Genomic DNA, 19,378 nt, shown 5'->3' with positions numbered 1-19,378 from the left:
GAGCAGCCAAAATTTATGGCTGCTCTGTTTTCATTTTTGCTAAGTATTTCGCATAATGGATGGTATTCCTTGCAACATCCAGTTCACCATTGAAGATAACCGGAATTCCCGGTCTCCAGTTTACCTCGAATATCCAGAACTTCTGGTTTTTATCGATACCCACGTCAATGCCTAATTCGTCAAATGATATATTATCATATAATGTGGCAAAGTGCCTGGAGAATAAGACAGCAAACTTTTCCAGACTCCTTTTCATGTTGTACCACGAATCCTCAAACTCTCTTTTTAAAAATTCGTCCAGCAAACAGGAGTATCCTCCGCTGCTTATGTTGGAGGTTATGCTGCCGAGCGGTCCTATTCTCGGATAAATGGAGCCAATGACCCATTCACCTTCACCGTCCCTTTGAACATGTAAACGAAGATCATATACATGGCCGGAATTGATTTTGCAGGTTATAAAGGGCTGAACTAAATAATCCCGTTCTTCATATTTTTCGGCGATTACCTTTTGCAATTGTGATTTGCTGAGGCTCGATAAACTGCCTGCCTCATTTACTTTGAAACTATTTTTATTTTCTTTTTCAATGTAAAGAATTCCTCCTCCCTGGCGTCCAGTTACAGGCTTAAAGATAACTTGCGTATAAGTATCTATCATATCAAAAACTATTTGGGAATTACTTGCTTCTTCAGTCGGTATTAGGTATTGCGAGAAGTCCTTTCCACTTTTAATCCGGTTAAATACACTCACTTTGTTGCCGATTGAATGACTTGTAAAAGGAATTCTTTGTGCTAGATAATCATACATTTCGGAAGCCTTTTCGCTAATGGGAGGACTGGCATTATATATGACTTCAGGAAAGGGAAATTCCTTTTCAATCCATTGGCCGTTTTCATACATTTTTCCTGTAATGGTTTTAGTATTTATATTTACCTTTCCAGGCGTAAAGTAAAAGAAATCTGCACCTTCAGCCTTTGCAACGGCATTATACGCATAGGCTTTTATTACCTTCTCTGGATCTTCTCTATGATGAAGCATGCCAATTAAGGTCATTACATTTCCCTCCGCTCTAAATTGGTTTTCTCAGTAAAATATTAAGTAGGGCTTTTCCACATTCCCATTTCTTTTCAATTTGAGAACTTTTTATTAGAATCGTCATAATTTATTTTATAGGTTGTTTAAAAAATGTAATGTAGGTGGGATTAATCAAATAATGGACACGATTGTATTTGTTGCTACAAGTAAATCGGGATCCAGCCGGGAAGCTATCAAAGCGGCAGACCGACTGGGATATTTCACAGTACTGTTAACAGATAGAATTCAATTTATGGAGCAAAGACTGGAGTTTCCAGAAGTTCACCAAATGATATTCGCGGATTTCTCGAACATCAGCACATTAAAGGCAATCATAGCTGATTTAATCGAACAGGGAAAAGTCATTAAAAATATCTTTAGTTTTATGGATCCGTATGTTCATTTGGCAGCGTCATTGGCTGAGGAATTCTGTACAAGTGTGGTCTCGTCTGCTCCGATTCTTCAGATGGAGGATAAAGTGCTTACACGCAGCATGCTTAAAGATCTGCCTGTATCACCATATTTTTCCATTTATACTCCTGGAAATTCATTAAAAGATTTTGTTTTGGAGCATAAAACCAAGCTGCCTTTAATCATTAAATCTCCGATATCCGCAGGCTCAAAGGATGTGTTAATGGCCAATAGCAAAATTCAATTAAAGTCAGCGATGAAAAATCTTATCCGAAAATATGGAAAGAAACCAATACTGGTCGAGGAGTTTTTAACCGGTCCGCAATTTTTGGTTGAAACCCTGGTTCATGACGGAGAAGTGCATATCGCTGCAGTGATAGAACAGGAAATTACATTCCAAAAGCGATTCATTGTAACAGGATATATTTTGGATCCATTCTTAAATAAAGATTTTTATCATAATATTCAGCAAACCGTTCATTCTATTGTGGATACATTTGGAATGAAAAACGGTGCATGCCATATTGAAATGAGACTGGTAAATGGAGAATGGAAAGTCATTGAAATTAATCCCCGGATTTCCGGAGGTGCCATGAACCGAATTATAGAGGTAGGGTATGGAATCAATTTAGTTGAAGAAACAATCCAGTCATTTCAAGGAAACAAGCCAAATCTAAAAAGAAGCCATGAAAAATATGTATATGTCCACTATTTGACCGTGGAAAACGAAGGCAAGCTCATCAAAGTAACAGGAGCCAATGCTGCTGCTAATTTTCCTGGGGTAGAAGAGGTTTTTATAAAACCACGAAAAGGAAAATTTTTAAGAGCTCCATTATCGATGGGAGACAGGTACGGATATGTGATGGCATCTTCACACAGCAAAGAGGACGCAATGAAAATTGCACAAGAGGCCGCGAAGGAAATTAAATTTCACCTTGAAAACAGCCAGAATCCTGAAAAACCAAAAGAAGGGAAAGAATCAAAATGAATGAAGAAAAGTCATTAAAGAACGTGGTGCAGCATGCTGTTTTTCCAAACGTATCTATAAATAAAAAGCTAGTAAGTAAACTGAAGAAACAGCTGAATATAGGGCGGGGAAGACTTCATTTATTCGAGTCACAAATTATGGACAAAGATTAGGCAAACTCTTTTTGAAGTAAGTTATAGTCGAACTTCATTAACGTATATTGATAGGGTAGGCAATATCTTAAAAAAATAAAAAGTTAATGCTGACACCATTCAATGTGTTTTCAGCATTGAGAGGAGAGATAGCTTGAAAGCTCTATTTTTGGAACATATATTAAAAGCAATGGGAGAAACGCCCTCTGAGGCTCATGAAAATGTCGAAATTATCCATGTAACACGCGAGCTTTCTGAAGCAGGAAATAACACCGTTTATTTTCGTGTAAAAAAAGGCAGAAGACTGGATGGAAACAGGTTAAAGAAACATATAAATTTTTTCATAGTTACAGATGAACCCTTTTCTAATATGGAAATGTTATCTCCATACCAAATCATCATGGTAAAAGATGTGTTTAAAGCATTTTATGCTTTCACATCGTATTACAGGCATTTATTTGATATTCCAGTGGCAGCCATTACCGGAACCTGCGGTAAAACCTCCGTAAAAGAAATGCTTAAGTATATTCTCAATAAAGAAATGACTGTCCAGGCAACAAAATCAAACAAAAACGCTAACTGCTATAATTTGCCTTATTTGCTGGGCATTGACGAAAATACCGATGCAGCCGTCTTCGAAACGGCCATTTCAAGGCGTGGAGACATGATGGAAGCTTGCAGGTACTTTTTTCCTACCATAGGGATTTTCACGATGATTGGCATAGACCATACAGACAAAATCCGCACTTTCGAAGCGTATATAGCAGAAAAGGCAAAGCTGATGGAAGGCTTACAAAACAGTGGAACTCTTATTATAAATAGTGATGATAAAAATATTATGACAATAGATTTTTCAGGTTACTCAGGTAAACTTATTACCTATGGAAAAAAAGAGAGTGCTTTTTTGCAGATAAAAGAAATTCGTTATGAAAACGAATGCATGAAATATAAGTTGTCCTGCGAAAATCAAATATATGAGGGCACTATTCCAGGGCTGGGCGAGCATTGCGTGTATAATGCTGCTGCTGCAGTAACTGCTGCAATGGAAATGGGAGTCGACATACAGACTTCAATCAGCAGGCTTGAGACTTTTACTACATTAAAATCCCGTTTTCAATTGATTAAGGGAAAAAACGATATTACTATAATTGACGATACATGGAAATCCAATCCTGCTTCTTTGGAAAGCGGACTGAAGACTCTTAATGATCTTGAATTTCCATCATGCAGAAAAATTGCTGTATTAGGAAGGGTAGCAGCCCTTGGAAAATATGCAGATTCGGAATATGAAAGAATAGGAAAACTGGCTGCACAATCTGGAATAGATAAACTGATTACAAAAGGATCCCTGGCTAAAGATTTAGGAAAAGCAGCTATAAGTGCCGGGATGAAAAAAGAGAATGTTTTCAATTCTTCTGACCCTGAAGACATACTGGAGATATTTGATAAATGGCTTCTCCCGGGTGATATCGTTTATTTTAAAACTGGGGGAGATGATGAAGCGTTCGAAACATTCATTTCCTATCTGAAATAAAGAGATTAACTCATTATAAAGATAACAGCGCTGCTGAAATAGCATCGCTTTTTTATTTTAAATTATCACTCCAAAAATCGATTTTTTCTAAATTCATAAATAAAAAGGATTTTCTCATAAATTCTGAGAATATATAATTACATGAAAAATGAGGAGGAACGTAGATGTTTCCCAACAAAGTAATTTCATCTTTCAACGAATTAGAATATTCCCTTTATAATTATATTACTCAACATGCTAATAAAGTGATATATATGCGCATTCGCGAGCTTGCGGACGAGACACATGTATCCACTTCCACAATCCTCCGGTTTTGCCGTAAAAATGATTGTGAAGGCTTCTCAGAGTTTAAAGTGAAGCTAAAACTGTATTTAGAAAAAAGGGCAGACAACAATTTAAAAAGCACACATCATGCATTATCAGAATTTGTTGAAAGAACCCTAAAGGGCGGATTTGAATCATATATCCAGGAATCCTCACACCTTATAGCACGATCAGGTAGCGTTATTTTCCTCGGAATCGGCAGTTCCGGCATTATGGCTGAATATGGAGCACGTTATTTTTCAAGTCTGGGAAAATTTTCTCTGTACATTAAAGATCCTTTTTTCCCAATACATAACAGGCTTCTTGAAAACAGCATCACCATTGCCATGTCTGTGTCAGGGGAGACTCACGAAATCATCAATTTAATAAAAAAGCTGAAAGAGAAAGGAAGCACGATTATCAGCATCACTAATCAGAAAAACTGTACCATTGCAAATATTTCTGATTTGAATATTTCCTATTATGTTACGGAGGAATACATAGAAGAATCCAACATTACCAGCCAGATCCCTGTGGTATACATACTCGAATCTATTGCACGTGAAATTCACAGGAGCGGTAAAAGGGAATAAAAAAACACCTTGTTTTTCAAATGTAACAATTACCAAGCAATGATACAAATTACATAATATTCAAAATTTATTTACACTATTTTTGAAAGCGTATACAATTTAATCAGGGAGGAGGAGATGTCAATGATGCATACAGGTAAGGGCCGCTTTCCTGATAACTTTCTTTGGGGTTCGGCCACAGCTGCCTATCAGGTAGAGGGCGCTTGGGATCAAGACGGGAAAGGGCCATCCGTTTGGGATACATACACAAAATTGCCTGGCACGACTTTTAAAGGAACTAACGGCGATGTTGCCGTTGACCACTATAACAGGTTCAGGGAAGATGTTGCATTAATGGCTGACATGGGGCTAAAAGCATACCGTTTTTCAATTGCATGGAGCAGGATTTTCCCCAAGGGGAATGGCGAAACAAATGAGCAGGGACTTTTATTTTATGATCAGCTTATTGATGAATTGCTAAGATATAAAATTGAGCCGATTATAACGATTTACCACTGGGATGTTCCGCAAGGTCTTATGGATGAATACGGGGCATGGGAATCAAGGCAGATTATTGAAGATTTTAATGATTATTGCATAACCCTTTATAAACGCTACGGCAGCCGTGTAAAGTATTGGGTCACTTTGAATGAACAAAATGTGTTTATCGGTCTTGGCTATAAGTCAGGAATCCATCCGCCGGGTGTAAAAGATTTAAAAAGAATGTACAATGCCAATCATATTGCTAATTTGGCCAATGCCAAAGCAATACAGTCCTTCAGGAGATATGTGCCTGGAGGTAAGATAGGGCCAAGCTTTGCCTATGGACCCAATTACCCATTCTCATGCCGCCCGGATGATGTGATGGCGTTTGAGAATGCAGAAGATCTTAATAATCATTGGTGGCTGGATATCTATTGCTGGGGGAAATATCCAAAAGCATCATGGAAGTATTTAGAAGAAAATGATCTGGCGCCTGATATCCATGCAGGTGACTGGGAGCTTCTTGAATTTGGCCGGCCAGATTTTATCGGCATCAATTATTACCGGACCGGTACAGTGGAAATGAATCCGGCTGATGGCGTTGGCCAGGGGGACATGAATACAACCGGCCAAAAAGGCACCACTCCGGAAAGCGGTGTTCCAGGAATGTACAAATCTATAAGAAACCCTCACTTAGAAGCTACCAATTGGGATTGGGAAATAGATCCCGAAGGTTTGCGCATTGGACTTAGAAGACTCACAAGCCGTTACGGGCTGCCTATTTTGATCACAGAAAACGGACTGGGCGAGTTTGATACTTTAGAGGATCATGACATCATCAATGATGATTACCGGATAGATTACTTAAAATCACATGTTGAAGCCTGCCAGAATGCTATAAATGATGGCGCCATGCTGCTTGGATATTGTACATGGTCATTTACAGACATCCTCAGCTGGCTGAATGGCTATCAAAAAAGGTATGGTTTTGTGTACATTAATCGTGATGAACACAGTGAAAAAGATTTACGGAGGATAAAGAAAAAAAGCTTCTACTGGTACAAAGAAGTCATCAAGTCGAATGGAAGTCATTTAAATTTTATTCCTTCACAAACTGAGGAGTCCAGATAACATCCTTAATAAAAAGCATAGGGGGAAAAATAATGAAAAAAATCCTGCTAGTATGTGCAGCCGGCATGTCTACAAGCCTTTTGGTGAACAAAATGAATGATGCAGCAAAAGAGAAAGGGATAGAAATTGATATATTTGCTTTGCCTGTATCGGAATGCTCCAGTGTTTCTGCAGAAGTTGATGTGGTGCTGCTTGGCCCGCAAGTACGCTACCAAAAACCGCAGGTGGATGCCATCATCGCTGGCAGGGTGCCTGTTGAAGTTATAGAGATGAGGGATTACGGAATGATGAATGGAAAAGCCATTCTAAGCAGGGCGCTGGATTTAATGAGCCAGTTTGAAGAGAATTGATCATTTTTATTATAGCTCCAAAGAAATTAGTAAATAGAAGCTTAAACCACTAAAGGGGGAAAAATGAATGGGATTCATGGCGGGATTTGAGGGGTTCATGGAGAAGGCTCTGGTTCCAGTAGCAGCCAGGCTCAACTCACAAAGGCATATTGTTGCTATACGAGATGCCTTTATCTTAGCATTTCCGATTACATTGGCGGGATCTTTGATCGTACTGCTGAACTTTGCCGTTTTAGCACCGGATGGATTTATTGCAAAAATACTTTTCCTGAATAAGCTGTTTCCGCATCTTTCTGATTATCAGCATATTTTCACACCTGTGCTCAATGGTTCTTCCAATGTGCTGGCAATGTTTATTGTTTTTCTGGTTGCAAGGAATATGGCACTTGCCTTAAAAGCAGATGAGCTTCTTTGCGGCCTGACTGCTTTATCCACGTTTTTCATTATTTACCCTGCCTATAAAGTAGTGGATGGCGCAAGCTTCCTTACTACGCAATGGCTGGGAGCTCAAGGCTTGTTCGTTGCCCTGATTGTAGGCTTGATTGTGGGTGAGCTTTTCAGCAGACTGTCAAAGTCCAAAAAACTTCAGATTAACATGCCTGCTTCTGTCCCGCCGGCAGTAGCCCGAAGCTTCAAAGTGCTATTTCCTATAATCATCATTACCGTAGGGTTTTCAATTGCCAACGCGATCATTTTAGAAATTTATCCTAAAGGTTTACATGAACTTATTTATGCAGTCCTTCAAACTCCTCTTAAAAATCTGGGAACCAGTATTTTCTCGCTTGTTATTTTGGCTATTGTATCCAATCTTCTATGGGTATTTGGAATTCATGGACCTAATACGGTGGCAGCCATCCGTGAAGCCATGTTCGCTGAGCCGAACCTTGAAAATCTGAATTATGTTGCACAACACGGATCTGCATGGGGAGCTCCATACCCTGTAACATGGGCCATCAATGATGCATTTGCCAACTATGGCGGATCTGGGATGACATTAGGTTTGCTGATTGCTTTGTTCATTGTTTCTAAAAGGAAGGATTACCGTGAAATTGGAAAACTTTCAATCGCTCCAGGACTCTTTAATATCAATGAGCCTGTTATATTCGGATTGCCGGTGGTTCTTAATCCAATATTGATCATTCCTTTCATCCTTGTCCCGGCCATCAATGTCATCATCGGTTATACTGCCATTACCACTGGACTTATTCCGCCAATTGCCTATCAGGTCCCATGGACAACACCTGGACCGTTAATAGCATTTTTAGGCACAGGCGGAAATTACGTTGCATTACTGATCGGATTTGTATGTCTGGCAGTTTCCACAATTGTTTACCTGCCATTCGTATTGGCATCAAATAAAGCCGCTTCCGTTAATAATTCAAGCAGCAAGAAAAATCAGAAAGACCTTCCAGCATAAGGGAAGAACGATGAATACTTATAAAATAAAATTTTATTGCGGGCAAATTTCCTTTGTCCGCAAATTCTTTAATGATTATCAGGATGAAAAGGTAAAGGCAGTTTTACTTTCAGAAACCAAAATAACAGCTGTTTTTGAGGTAGTCACTTCATTGACAGGGCAAGAAGCTGAGCAGTATTTAATGGACATATTCAAAAAATCGAAATACGGACCGGCTCTCTATTATACCGCTAGTTGTATACAGTAAGCATAGAGGTGAGAACAATCGAAAAATACCTTACGTTTGATATAGGCGGGACGGACATTAAATATGCTGTTCTCGACAAAGAAGGAAACTTCCTCCAAAAAGGATCTTATCCATCAAACCGTTTTGACGGTTCAGCTATTTTGCAATCCATTATAGATCGGGCTTTACAGACAGAAGGATTAACTGGCATTGCACTCAGTGTGCCTGGATTTGTGGATCAAAAAACAGGTTACATTGAGGTTGGCGGCGCTATCGGTGATTTTAACCGCTTTAATATCAAGGAATATCTGGAAGAACAGCTGAACATCAGCGTAAGTGCTGAAAATGATGTGAACTGTGTTGCTTTAGGGGAGAAATGGAAAGGGAATGCACAGAATGAAGCAGACTTCCTTTGCATGACAATTGGGACGGGAATAGGAGGAGCAATCTTTATCGATAACAAGCTCTATCGGGGAAGTTCAAATATGGCGGGTGAATTCGGATATATGATTACTCAGGGACTTCAAAATAATCTGGCCGGTAAATGCACGCTGAGCTATACGGGTTCAATATATGGACTGCGTGAAAGGTTTGCAAAATATAAGGGAGTTAAAGTGGAAACTGTTTCTGGCTTTGATGTTTTCGATGCTTGCGAACAAGGAGATCCACGCGCCCGGCATGAGGTTACTTCCTTTTACAATAGTCTGGCAATCGCTGTTTATAATTTGCTGTTCATGTTCAATCCGAAGAAGCTTTTTATAGGCGGTGCGGTAAGCGAGAGAAAAGAACTTATCAGTGAGCTTACATGGAGAATACAGAGTATGGGCTCATATGGAAAAGAATCTGCATTAGAACGCTGCGGTTTAAAAAATGATGCAGGACTGCTTGGGGCACTTTATCATCATTTTCAGGCTTGCGCAAGTAAGATTTAAAAGGCATAAGGGGAGGATCAAAAGACGATGGAAGAAATGGAATTAACGGCATTTACTATTATCTCAAACGTAGGGACAGCCAAAAGTCTTGTCATGGAAGCTTTATATGCTGCTAGAGAAGGACGATTTGATGAAGCGGAAAATAAGCTCAAAGAGTCCAAATCATATTTGATTGAAGGGCATAAATCTCATTCAGGCCTGATTCAGCAGGAGGCATCTGGAAAGAAACTTGAATTTTCCCTGATTATCATGCATGCAGAAGATCAAATGATGAGTGCTGAAACGATCGGCGATTTGGTTGCTGAAATGATTCTGATGTATAAGCAGATGGAGGCAATAAAAATCAAAATGGATGAGCGGCAGATTCAATAAGTTTATTATTTAAAATTTATTTACAGGAGGGCTTTTCATGAAACAAGGACTTAAAATAGTGACGATTGGCGGAGGCTCTAGCTATACACCAGAATTAATTGAAGGTTTTATCAAACGCCACGACGAACTTCCGGTCAGGGAGCTTTGGCTTGTTGATATAGAAGCAGGAAAAGAAAAACTTGAAATAGTCGGAAATCTTGCGAAAAGAATGGTTAAAAAAGCTGGACTACATATTGATATCCACTTAACCTTAGATAGAAGAGATGCATTAAAAGGAGCTGACTTTGTAACTACCCAATTTCGGGTAGGCTTGCTTGATGCAAGGGCAAAGGATGAAAGGATCCCTCTGAAATATGGAGTGATTGGCCAGGAAACAAATGGGCCAGGCGGTTTATTTAAAGGGCTGCGAACTATTCCTGTGATTCTTGGGATCTGCAAGGATATGGAAGAACTATGCCCTGATGCATGGCTGGTTAATTTCACAAATCCTGCAGGAATGGTCACAGAAGCGGTTCTCCGCTACAGCAAAATCAAGAAGGTTGTAGGCTTATGCAATGTACCGATCGGTATGAAGATGGGGATAGCTAAGTCACTCGAAGTTGATCCATCACGTGTGTCAGTAAATTTTGCAGGATTGAACCATATGGTTTTCGGTCTTGATGTATTTTTAGATGGTGTGAGTGTAAAACAGCAAGTCATTGATGCAATGGCCGATCCTGAAAATAAAATGACAATGAAAAATATAGCAGGGCTTTCATGGGACCCTGACTTTATTAAAGGGCTAGGAGTCATACCATGCGGATATCATCGGTATTATTACAAAACCAGCGAAATGCTTGAAGAAGAAATGGAAGCGTCGGCATCCTCCGGCACACGTGCAGAGGTGGTACAGGCTCTTGAAAAGGATTTGTTTGAACTCTATAAAAATCCAGAGCTTTCCATTAAGCCGCCACAGCTTGAAAAACGCGGCGGCGCCTTTTATAGCGACGCAGCCTGCAGCCTGATTAATTCCATTTATAATGATAAACGGGATATCCAGCCGGTTAATACAATGAATAATGGTGCAATTGCCAGCATACCGGATGATTCAGCTGTTGAAATCAATTGTGTAATTACAAAGGATGGACCTAAACCTATAGCAATCGGAGACCTTCCTATTGCAGTGCGCGGGCTTGTACAGCAGATTAAGTCCTTTGAAAGAGTGGCTGCTGAAGCTGCAGTTACTGGAAATTATAATACAGCGCTCGTTGCAATGACAATAAATCCTTTAGTGCCATCCGATACCATTGCAAAAAAAATTCTGGATGAAATGCTTGAAGCCCATAAAGAACACTTGCCGCAATTTTTTCAGAAAGCAGTACAGTAATTTTGCTAAAGGGACAGGGTGATTTTCCTGTCTCTTTTTGATTCTTCCGTTATAAAATATTACTACTTGATATTTATCTTAACCATTTCTAATTAATCGCCTCATTGTTCCTGCCAGATTCATACATGTAGCTTTACTATCTAAAATAGGCAAACATTCTACTCTTCCACTTACCAACATATTTGAAGGTTTGCTTTTTTAACTGTTAGGGAAATTATCCAGTATGGATGTAAAGATGCAGGAGGAATTGATTATGGATTTGAATACAGGAAAATTATATTGGAACGGAACACTCGAAGAAAATATGGAGTTTCCTCCATTAGAGGAAGATATCACTTGTGACGTTGTTATTGTCGGAAGCGGATCCTCAGGTGCTCATTGTGCCTATTTTATGGCTGAAACAGGACTAAAGGTGGTCCTTGTGGATAAAAGAGACATAAGCGGCGGAAGCACATCTGCAAATACCGGCCTGCTTCAATTTTCGAATGATAAGTCCTTGACTTCCCTTATAAATACTTTTGGGGCGGAAGCTGCAGTGCGGCATGTCAATCTTTGTGCCCAAGCCCTTCAGACTCTGGGAAACAAAATTGTTCCAAGCCTCGATGAAGATCCGGATTTCAGTTTTCGCAAAAGCCTTTACTTTGCTTCCGACAATAAAGATGTTCCAATGCTCCAAGAAGAATATCAGCAATTAATAAAATATGGTTTTCCTGCAACGTACCTGACAGAAAATGAAATAAATAAAAGCTTTCCTTTTTCAAAACCAGCCGCACTAATTACAGATGGAGATGCAGAAATTAATCCTTATAAAAATGCCCATTATTTAATTAAATATGCCCAGGACAAGGGGGTAAGGATTTTTTCAAACACCAGGATTAATGGGAAAATATTAAAAGAAAATAAAACGATATTATATACAGATCAAGGGTTTTCCATTTCTGCTGATAAGGTTATTTTTGCAACAGGCTACGAAGCACAGGAAGAGGTGTCAGACAGCAATGCTCAAGTAGTCAGTTCCTATGCAATTGCCACGAACCCTATCTATGATGACATCGGGTGGAAAGAAGACATGATGATATGGGAAACGGCACGGCCCTATATCTATGCACGCCGAACAGCAGACCGGCGCATAATAATAGGGGGCCTTGATGAATATACCACATACAGGAACAAAAGAGATTCCATGATCATTCATAAAAGAGATAAGCTTATTGAAGAGCTCATCAAACTATTTCCTTCGCTTCAGGGTAATGTGGAAGCAGAATTTTACTGGGGAGCTTTTTTTGGGGAAAGCAAGGATGGACTACCTACAATAGGAATGTATGAAAACTATCCAAATTGCTATTTCCTGCTGGGATACGGCGGAAATGGAACAGTGTACAGTATTATTCTTTCTCAAATCATCCGGGATTTAATTACAAAAGGATCACATCCAGACATAGAGCTGTACAGATCTGGCGGAAAAGCCCGGAAAGAGTCTATTGCAGCAATTTAGAAAAGCAGGCGCTAGCCTGTTTTTTTATTTTGATATATTTCCTGAATGCTAATAGATTGGTTTGGTAATTTATAATAAATAGTCATGTAGCTCATACTCGCAGATACTCAAAATCTGCAATGTATATTGATATAGGTGCATCCTCCAGAGAGGAAGCAGAAAGCCTTGGTATTGAAATTGGTACGCCGGTTACTTGGGAACCAAATTTTAAATTGATAGGCCCTGAGGAAAAGCCTAAAATCCGTTCTAAAGCATTGGATGATCGTGCAGGATGTACAGTAATGATCCAAGCTATGGAAGAATTAAATGAAACATCATTCGCAGGTGAAATTGTCCTTCTCTTTGCGGTACAGGAAGAAGTAGGCTTGCGGGGAGCTAAAACAGCATCAGAGCATATTATGGCAGACGCAGCAATAGCAATCGATACGACAGCAGTCAGTAATACCCCAGAAGAGACCATGGATCACAGCTTAATGCTTGGTGCTGGAACAGGAATAAAGGTTATGGATTTCAGTCTAATTGTACCTAGAACTATGAAAAATCTCCTTATTTCTTTGGCAAAATCAGAAAACATCCCATACCAGCTCGAGGTTTTCCCTGGAATCGGTACAGACGGCGGGGCAGTGAACTATGCAAATCGAGGCATTCCAACAGGCGTTCTTTCTATCCCTTCAAGATATGCCCACTCTCCTGCAGAATTCATCGACCTCGGTGATTTGGAAGCAACAAAAAATTTACTGAAAGCCTTTATACTCAGCATGGAGGAAAACCAATCTTTTCCATTTTGATATCCCAAATAGATAAACATAACAAAAAGCAGGGTTATTTCCTCCATGGAACAAACTCTGCTTTTTCGCTCCTATACTTAAACAGTCTAAAATAAAAAAGTAAATAATATCGTTTTTTTGCAAAGGAAATCCACTTCCAAATCAGGAGTCCCGTGATGTGATAATTATTGCAAACTAAAACTCTCAAAAACAAGGCAGCCCGGATTCTCGCGGGCTGCCCATAATTAGTTTTACTGTTTTCGCTGTTTTTTAGCTTTCTTAAAGAAAAAAAGCTCATATACAACAGGAACAATGATTAATGTTAACAATGTTGAAGATGTAAGCCCCCCGATTACTGTGATTGCAAGGCCTTTTGAAATTAAGGTTCCTGTAGAAGATGTTAGTGTCAATGGTATCAATGCTGTAATCGTTGCAAAAGCAGTCATTAATATAGGGCGGAGCCTAGTTTTTCCTGCTTCAATCAGCGAGTCACGGATTGTTATGCCACGGTCGCGGTTTTGCCCGACTCTGTCTACAAGCACTATGGCATTGGTGGTTACAATTCCGATAAGCATTAAGAATCCTATCATTACACTTACCGATAACGGCTCTTTTGTAATAAATAATCCAATTAATGAACCTACTGGGACAAATATGAGGGACGAAAGGATAACAAATGGTATACGTGCTTTTCCAAATGTGATTAACATAGTCAGATACACAAGACCAATAGCTACGGCAATTGCAATGCCAAGGCTTTGGAATACCTGGGCCGTATCGTCGCTTCCTCCGCCGCTTTCAAGTGACACAGATTTAGGAAGGCTAAGATTCTGATTTAACCCCATCAGATATTTTTTTCGTAACCGCCTGCACATCATTCCCTTTTACCTGTGCGGTTACACGGGCGTATACCTTGCCATCAAGTCTTTGAATAGAAGTAAAGCTGTCTGACTTTTTCACATTCGCCGCTTTCGATAATGGGACAGGGCCTTTATTTGAAAAAATCATCACTTTCTTCAAATCATCCGGCGAGTTAAGGCCTTCGCTATATGAAAGCTGGACGCTTTGAAGTTTTCCATTAAGCTTAAGCTCACCGGCATCCACTGGGCTCGTCTGGTCATTGATAGTACCGAGAATCTGTCCTCCGCTTAATCCAAGGGCAGCTGCTTTTTCAGGGTCTATTTCAACCAGATACTGAGTTTGTTTGTCTGAGAAATTATTTGTAACATATTTCAGGTCTTTGTCTTTATTCATGTAGTTTTCAACCTGTTTGGAAGCCTTTTGCAAAGCATCCAGATTGTTCGAATAGAGGTCGATATCTACATTATTATTAGTTGGGGGACCGCTGGTGTTGAGCTCTGCTATTGTAATTTTCGTTTTGGGAGCATCATTTTCGGTGATTTTTTCAAACTCTTTTTGAAGCTTTTTAATTGAAGCTTCTACATCTGCATTTTCTTTTAAATTAATAAAATAGCTTGCCTTATTTTCAAGCTTCAGGTTAGTTTGGTAATCACGGCTGCCGATGCTTGCCGTTACTTGTTTAACATACTCTTTTTCATCGAGCATTTTTTCGATATCCCTTGAAACTTTATCTGTTTTTTCTAATGAAGACGCTGCCGGGAGTTCAATGGAGGCGTTTAATGTGCGCTGTTCTTCATTCGGTATGAAAGTAAAGCCAAGAGTGGGCACTATGGTAAAAGAACCAGCTAACAATAATAATGAAACAATTAAAATGATGATCTTATGATTAAGAGAAGCAGATATCATTCTGCCGTAAACTCGCTGAAGAGCCCCTTCTCTTTCTTCCTTTGGTATTTTCTTGAAGGCAAACTTCGCCATAATAGGGACGATGGTTACTGCCACTAATAATGAGGCAAGAAGCGAGAAAACAATAGTCAGTGCAAAAGGAAGGAAGAACTTCCCTGTAATTCCCCCTACAAAACCAAGAGGGAGGAATACAACGACAGTAGTAATCGTAGAAGAGGTAACAGCCTTCAGAATTTCCTTCGTTGATTCCAGAATGACATTATTGGTCATCCCTTCTGGAGATTTACGTACCCTCCTGAATATATTCTCAATGACAACGATGCTATCATCCACTACCCGGCCGACTGCAACAGCCATACCGCCCAAAGTCATTATATTAAGCGACACATCCAGCTGTTTAAGGAAAATCGCTGATATAAGCAGGGAGAGAGGGATTGATATAATCGCAATTAATGTCGCCCGGATATTCCTAAGGAAAAGGAGGACGGCAATGGATGCGAATAAAGCTCCAAGAAGGCCCTCTTTAACAAGAGAAGATACAGATTTTTTTACGTCTTTTGCTGAATCAAGACCGATAGAATAATCGAGCTTATTGTCATATTTTTTTAATACCTTCATAACCCCGTCAGCCACTTCAACTGTATTGGCATCCTGTTTTTTTGTAATAGCCATAGACAGCGAGCTTTTAAGGTTATACCGCGTTTTTTCCTCCTGCTTTGTAACAGTTTCCACTTTGGCTATATCTTTTAACAAAATGGGCTTCGCTGCTGCCGGCTGCTGTCCTTGTCCTGCGCTGCTGCCGGGCTGTCCTCTATTCTTGGCAGCTGCCTGGGCAATGGTGGAATTAAGCCGCAAGCCTTCCAGTTCTTTTACTGTATCCAATTTTTCTTCTACGCGGATCGGGATTTTTACATCAGAATCCTTCAATTGGACCGCTGGGAATGAAATGAATTTTTCATTGATTTGATCTTTAATGGAGCTTAGGCTTAAACCGGATTCTGCCGCCTTTTTTTTGTCGACGGTTACCTGCACCAATTGATCCTTAAAGCCGCCTACTGAGACACTGTTCACTCCATTTATTTTTTTCAGCTCTGGGATAACATCTTCTTTAAGCAGCTTATCTATATTGGTTAAGCCTTTGCCAAATAGAGAAATATTGTAAATAGGGAAAGAGCCGAAAGACAATCGATTAAGCTTCACACTAACTTTGTCAGGCAAACCCGCATCTTTTACAAGAGAATTCATTTGCTGTTCAATTTTATCTAAATCTGTATTAAATGGAAATTCTGCATTCACAACTCCCACGCTTTCGTAAGCGGAGCTTTGAATGGTTTTGACACCCTCAATTGACTTGAATTGATCTTCTAATTTAGAAACTACCTGAGTGCTGACATCATCCGGTGAAGCACCTGGATACACGATCTCTGCGGTAATCTGCGGGAACTCAATATCAGGAAACTGGGTTACCTGAAGCTTTGAAAAAGAATAAATCCCTCCCAAAATAAATAAAAAAGAAATGATAAAGATGGCTACAGCATTTTTCAAACTGAATTTTGTTAAAAAGCTCATCCGGAATTTCCCCTCATTTCATCTTTGTATTTTACTTATCAAATGATAAACAGTTTGCAAACAAGTACAGTAAACTGGTCGGGCTATTTGCCTGTCAGGCCATAAAGTAGGACATGGACAACTAACTTTGCTTGCTTCATGGTTTTTTCCTTAATTTCTTTTTCTGTAAGATTTTTAATAGGAAAGGAGTAGCTCAGCATACTAAGTAATATATATGACATGCTAACTGGATTTGTTTCTAAGCCTGCAGAATCTTTTAGCATCCCGCTTTTCAGCCCTTCTTCAAAAATCCCAGCAATTGGCAGCAGATATGCGTTGAACCACCATTTTTCGATGGATGGCTGAAATTCTTCCGGCAGCTCGTGCCTAATATCATGAAACATTTGCGAAAGGTTTTGAGGACTGTTCACCAAAATATAGTGAATGACCTCGTAAAGCCTTTCTTCAATACTGCTTGATCTTTTTATGATTCGTTCAATGGCAGATTGAGCCGTCTTTAGCTCATCCTGCAAAACAGCCACATATAAATCATTTTTATTAGAAAAATGATGGTATAATGCAGGCTGTGTCAAGCCGCATGCTTCAGAAATTTTCCTTGTGGAAACTGCCCTGTAGCCAAGCTCCATAAATAATTTCCGGGCCGTGCTTATGATGGTGCTCCTGGTTTCGCCCATGCTGATTTCTGAAGAATCGTGTCTTTTTTTCATATTGAAGATCTCCTTTGCAAGCTCACTCGGAGCGTAAAACAGGCTCCTTTCTAAAAATGACTGAAATTAATTTATCAACTGATAAGGAAAAAATACTACAGGCCTCTTTTGGACCCTAAGTTACTTGAAGAATACCATCATTCTTACTTCATTACAATTCAAAACCTGCAGTGAATGTGCTAAGTAAAACTTTCGACAAAATAATCATCATGTGAATCAATTAATGAATTAGCTCCTTAAGAATACGTGGCCAACAGAGCGAGAATTATAAAAAAACAAAAAGGGGCCTCATTAACTAAAATGTCCCTTACAACGGGTACACTTTAAACTAGGCTCCTTTTTGTTTTATTGGGGGCTTGCAACAAAGCTATATCCAAGCTTTCTTAGCGTTTCGGCCATGATCTGATAGCCAAGGCTATTTGGATGGACCCCATCCATCGAAAGCAATTCTTTTTCACGGCCTTTAAAAGCTGCGTATATGTTGGCAATCTCAACGTGAGGGGCGCTGCCGAACTTCTGGATGTGCTCGTTGAAATTTGTGATCCACCTATCAGCTAAGCTGACTTGAGGAAGCGGATTATACAGATTAAGAATCCTGACCGCATATGGCGAATCGTTATTCCGTTTTATTTTATATATTTTAGATATAATCTCTGAAAAATTTTGCTGAGCAGAATCCAATGTTTCAAGGAAAATTTTTTCATCCCTATGCTGCTCATATTTTCTCAGGGCGTGAATTAAATCATTTCCTCCGCCTGTAATTGTTATCACATCTGCACTCTCTACCCACTGTACGACAAACCGGTTATTAAGGAATCTGGAGATATCTTCTGTTTCAATCCCCGTTCGGGCTTTGACCTGAAGAGCTACTCTTTCTTGCAGGTCCTCTTCCAGCATTTTTTTAAATCTTTGAACAAAACCGGGAGAGAAAAGAGGGGTTCCTGTACCGATTGTCAGGGAATCTCCCAAAGCTGTAAAGTGAATGGCCATATTATTCCTCCAATACACATTTTATATCAGCAGCTACTTTAGCTGAATTGACTTCTTAAAGAGCTTGACTTTACTGCCCTGAATGCCCGGTACCCAAGCTTATCGCCATGTGATAATGTCAAAAGCTGATGCTTATGCATAATTTCATCAAACTCTTGAGGGGCAGGAGGCATATTTGCAAAATCTGATATCGGCATCTCTTCTAATTCCTTTAATATGGTATTCGATTTAAGGATCTGTACACCTTTGAAATTCGCTAAATTATGAGCCTTCAGCCATTCCTTCTCTGTGAAAATTTCTTTCATTTGATAAAACTTTTTCAATTCTGCCTTTTCTTCTTTTTTTAATGAGGGTTCTGCAGTCATATCAATATGAAGCAAGACACCTCCTGTTTTAAGGACCCTGTAAAGCTCTCTCAGGGTATTATTAATATTCGTAAAGGCTATTGATGACTCGGCGATAATATAATCAAAGCTGCCATCATCAAATGGCATCGCCTCCATCGAACTTTGTAAGATCTGAATCGGAATTTTTTCATGCTTAAAGCGCTGTAAAGCTTTTTTGATCATTTCAGGATGCTTGTCAATAGCTGTAACCGGGCACGAAAATGTCCTGAAAAGATAGGAAGCTGTTTGCCCCGTTCCGCATCCGGCATCAAGCACAGTTGTCTTATCCGATATTTTTTCTTTTGCCAATATCTTCTTTGTAAGCCCGAAGCCTCCCGGATGGGCGCCTTCAATACCGTAAAATGCCAGGACATCCTGATAGGTCAGATTCACGGCTTCATCTCCTATT

Annotated in this window: 17 protein-coding genes and 1 pseudogene; 13 read left to right on the top strand and 5 right to left on the bottom strand. The window is 39.6% G+C overall.

Annotated features, from left to right (window positions below):
* Nucleotides 1-13: 13 nt before the first annotated feature.
* Nucleotides 14-1,051, bottom strand: a complete 1,038-nt coding sequence (locus ACN6MY_RS14120; protein ID WP_419880767.1) for a YheC/YheD family protein — start codon at nucleotides 1,049-1,051, stop codon at nucleotides 14-16.
* 160 nt (nucleotides 1,052-1,211) lie between these two features.
* Here ACN6MY_RS14120 and ACN6MY_RS14115 point away from each other — a divergent pair, with 160 nt between their 5' ends.
* The 13 genes from ACN6MY_RS14115 to ACN6MY_RS14055 all read left to right on the top strand — a co-directional run bounded on the left by ACN6MY_RS14115 (nucleotide 1,212) and on the right by ACN6MY_RS14055 (nucleotide 13,571).
* Entirely contained in the window at nucleotides 1,212-2,471 is a 1,260-nt protein-coding gene (locus ACN6MY_RS14115; RefSeq protein WP_419880766.1) for an ATP-grasp domain-containing protein, read from the top strand.
* Nucleotides 2,468-2,623 carry a hypothetical protein gene (locus ACN6MY_RS14110; RefSeq protein WP_419880765.1) on the top strand — a complete coding sequence of 52 codons (156 nt, stop codon included), beginning with the start codon at nucleotides 2,468-2,470 and terminating at the stop codon, nucleotides 2,621-2,623. The genes ACN6MY_RS14115 and ACN6MY_RS14110 overlap by 4 nt, the downstream gene beginning before the upstream one ends.
* A gap of 133 nt (nucleotides 2,624-2,756) precedes the next feature.
* The gene (locus ACN6MY_RS14105; RefSeq protein ID WP_419880764.1) at nucleotides 2,757-4,136 is read left to right on the top strand and encodes a UDP-N-acetylmuramoyl-tripeptide--D-alanyl-D-alanine ligase; all 1,380 of its coding nucleotides are present in this window, start codon (nucleotides 2,757-2,759) and stop codon (nucleotides 4,134-4,136) included.
* Between the two features lie 164 nt (nucleotides 4,137-4,300).
* Nucleotides 4,301-5,032, top strand: a complete 732-nt coding sequence (locus ACN6MY_RS14100; RefSeq protein WP_419880763.1) for a MurR/RpiR family transcriptional regulator — start codon at nucleotides 4,301-4,303, stop codon at nucleotides 5,030-5,032.
* 123 nt (nucleotides 5,033-5,155) lie between these two features.
* On the top strand, nucleotides 5,156-6,625 hold the full coding sequence (locus ACN6MY_RS14095) for a glycoside hydrolase family 1 protein (RefSeq protein ID WP_419880762.1): 1,470 nt from the start codon (nucleotides 5,156-5,158) through the stop codon (nucleotides 6,623-6,625).
* A 32-nt stretch (nucleotides 6,626-6,657) separates the two neighbouring features.
* Entirely contained in the window at nucleotides 6,658-6,975 is a 318-nt protein-coding gene (locus ACN6MY_RS14090; protein WP_090990217.1) for a PTS sugar transporter subunit IIB, read from the top strand.
* 67 nt (nucleotides 6,976-7,042) lie between these two features.
* Nucleotides 7,043-8,392, top strand: coding sequence for a PTS sugar transporter subunit IIC (locus tag ACN6MY_RS14085; protein ID WP_071349674.1), 1,350 nt, complete (start codon nucleotides 7,043-7,045; stop codon nucleotides 8,390-8,392).
* Between the two features lie 10 nt (nucleotides 8,393-8,402).
* On the top strand, nucleotides 8,403-8,639 hold the full coding sequence (locus ACN6MY_RS14080; RefSeq protein WP_419880761.1) for a hypothetical protein: 237 nt from the start codon (nucleotides 8,403-8,405) through the stop codon (nucleotides 8,637-8,639).
* 8 nt (nucleotides 8,640-8,647) lie between these two features.
* A complete protein-coding gene (locus tag ACN6MY_RS14075; protein ID WP_419880760.1) occupies nucleotides 8,648-9,550 on the top strand; it encodes an ROK family protein in 903 nt (300 codons plus the stop codon).
* 27 nt (nucleotides 9,551-9,577) lie between these two features.
* Nucleotides 9,578-9,922 (top strand): PTS lactose/cellobiose transporter subunit IIA, encoded by a 345-nt coding sequence (locus tag ACN6MY_RS14070; protein ID WP_419880759.1) that lies wholly within the window; start codon nucleotides 9,578-9,580, stop codon nucleotides 9,920-9,922.
* A 37-nt stretch (nucleotides 9,923-9,959) separates the two neighbouring features.
* Nucleotides 9,960-11,288: a 6-phospho-beta-glucosidase gene (locus ACN6MY_RS14065; protein WP_419880758.1), complete on the top strand. Its 1,329-nt coding sequence runs from the start codon at nucleotides 9,960-9,962 to the stop codon at nucleotides 11,286-11,288.
* A gap of 253 nt (nucleotides 11,289-11,541) precedes the next feature.
* Nucleotides 11,542-12,783, top strand: a complete 1,242-nt coding sequence (locus tag ACN6MY_RS14060; protein ID WP_419880757.1) for an NAD(P)/FAD-dependent oxidoreductase — start codon at nucleotides 11,542-11,544, stop codon at nucleotides 12,781-12,783.
* Between the two features lie 119 nt (nucleotides 12,784-12,902).
* Nucleotides 12,903-13,571: a M42 family metallopeptidase gene (locus ACN6MY_RS14055; protein WP_419880756.1), complete on the top strand. Its 669-nt coding sequence runs from the start codon at nucleotides 12,903-12,905 to the stop codon at nucleotides 13,569-13,571.
* A 230-nt stretch (nucleotides 13,572-13,801) separates the two neighbouring features.
* Here ACN6MY_RS14055 and ACN6MY_RS14050 read toward each other — a convergent pair.
* The 4 genes and pseudogenes from ACN6MY_RS14050 to ACN6MY_RS14035 form a co-directional block, all read right to left on the bottom strand.
* Nucleotides 13,802-16,886: pseudogene (locus tag ACN6MY_RS14050) on the bottom strand (efflux RND transporter permease subunit).
* 83 nt (nucleotides 16,887-16,969) lie between these two features.
* Complete coding sequence (locus ACN6MY_RS14045) at nucleotides 16,970-17,593, bottom strand: TetR/AcrR family transcriptional regulator (protein ID WP_419880755.1); 624 nt, start codon at nucleotides 17,591-17,593, stop codon at nucleotides 16,970-16,972.
* Nucleotides 17,594-17,938: 345 nt separating this feature from the next.
* Nucleotides 17,939-18,583 carry a GDSL-type esterase/lipase family protein gene (locus ACN6MY_RS14040; protein ID WP_419880754.1) on the bottom strand — a complete coding sequence of 215 codons (645 nt, stop codon included), beginning with the start codon at nucleotides 18,581-18,583 and terminating at the stop codon, nucleotides 17,939-17,941.
* A 38-nt stretch (nucleotides 18,584-18,621) separates the two neighbouring features.
* Nucleotides 18,622-19,362 (bottom strand): class I SAM-dependent methyltransferase, encoded by a 741-nt coding sequence (locus ACN6MY_RS14035; protein ID WP_419880753.1) that lies wholly within the window; start codon nucleotides 19,360-19,362, stop codon nucleotides 18,622-18,624.
* Nucleotides 19,363-19,378 lie beyond the last annotated feature (16 nt).

The sequence above is a fragment of the Peribacillus sp. B-H-3 genome, from assembly GCF_048572925.1.
GTDB lineage: Bacteria > Bacillota > Bacilli > Bacillales > DSM-1321 > Peribacillus.
This window is presented reverse-complemented; position numbering and strand designations above follow the sequence as displayed.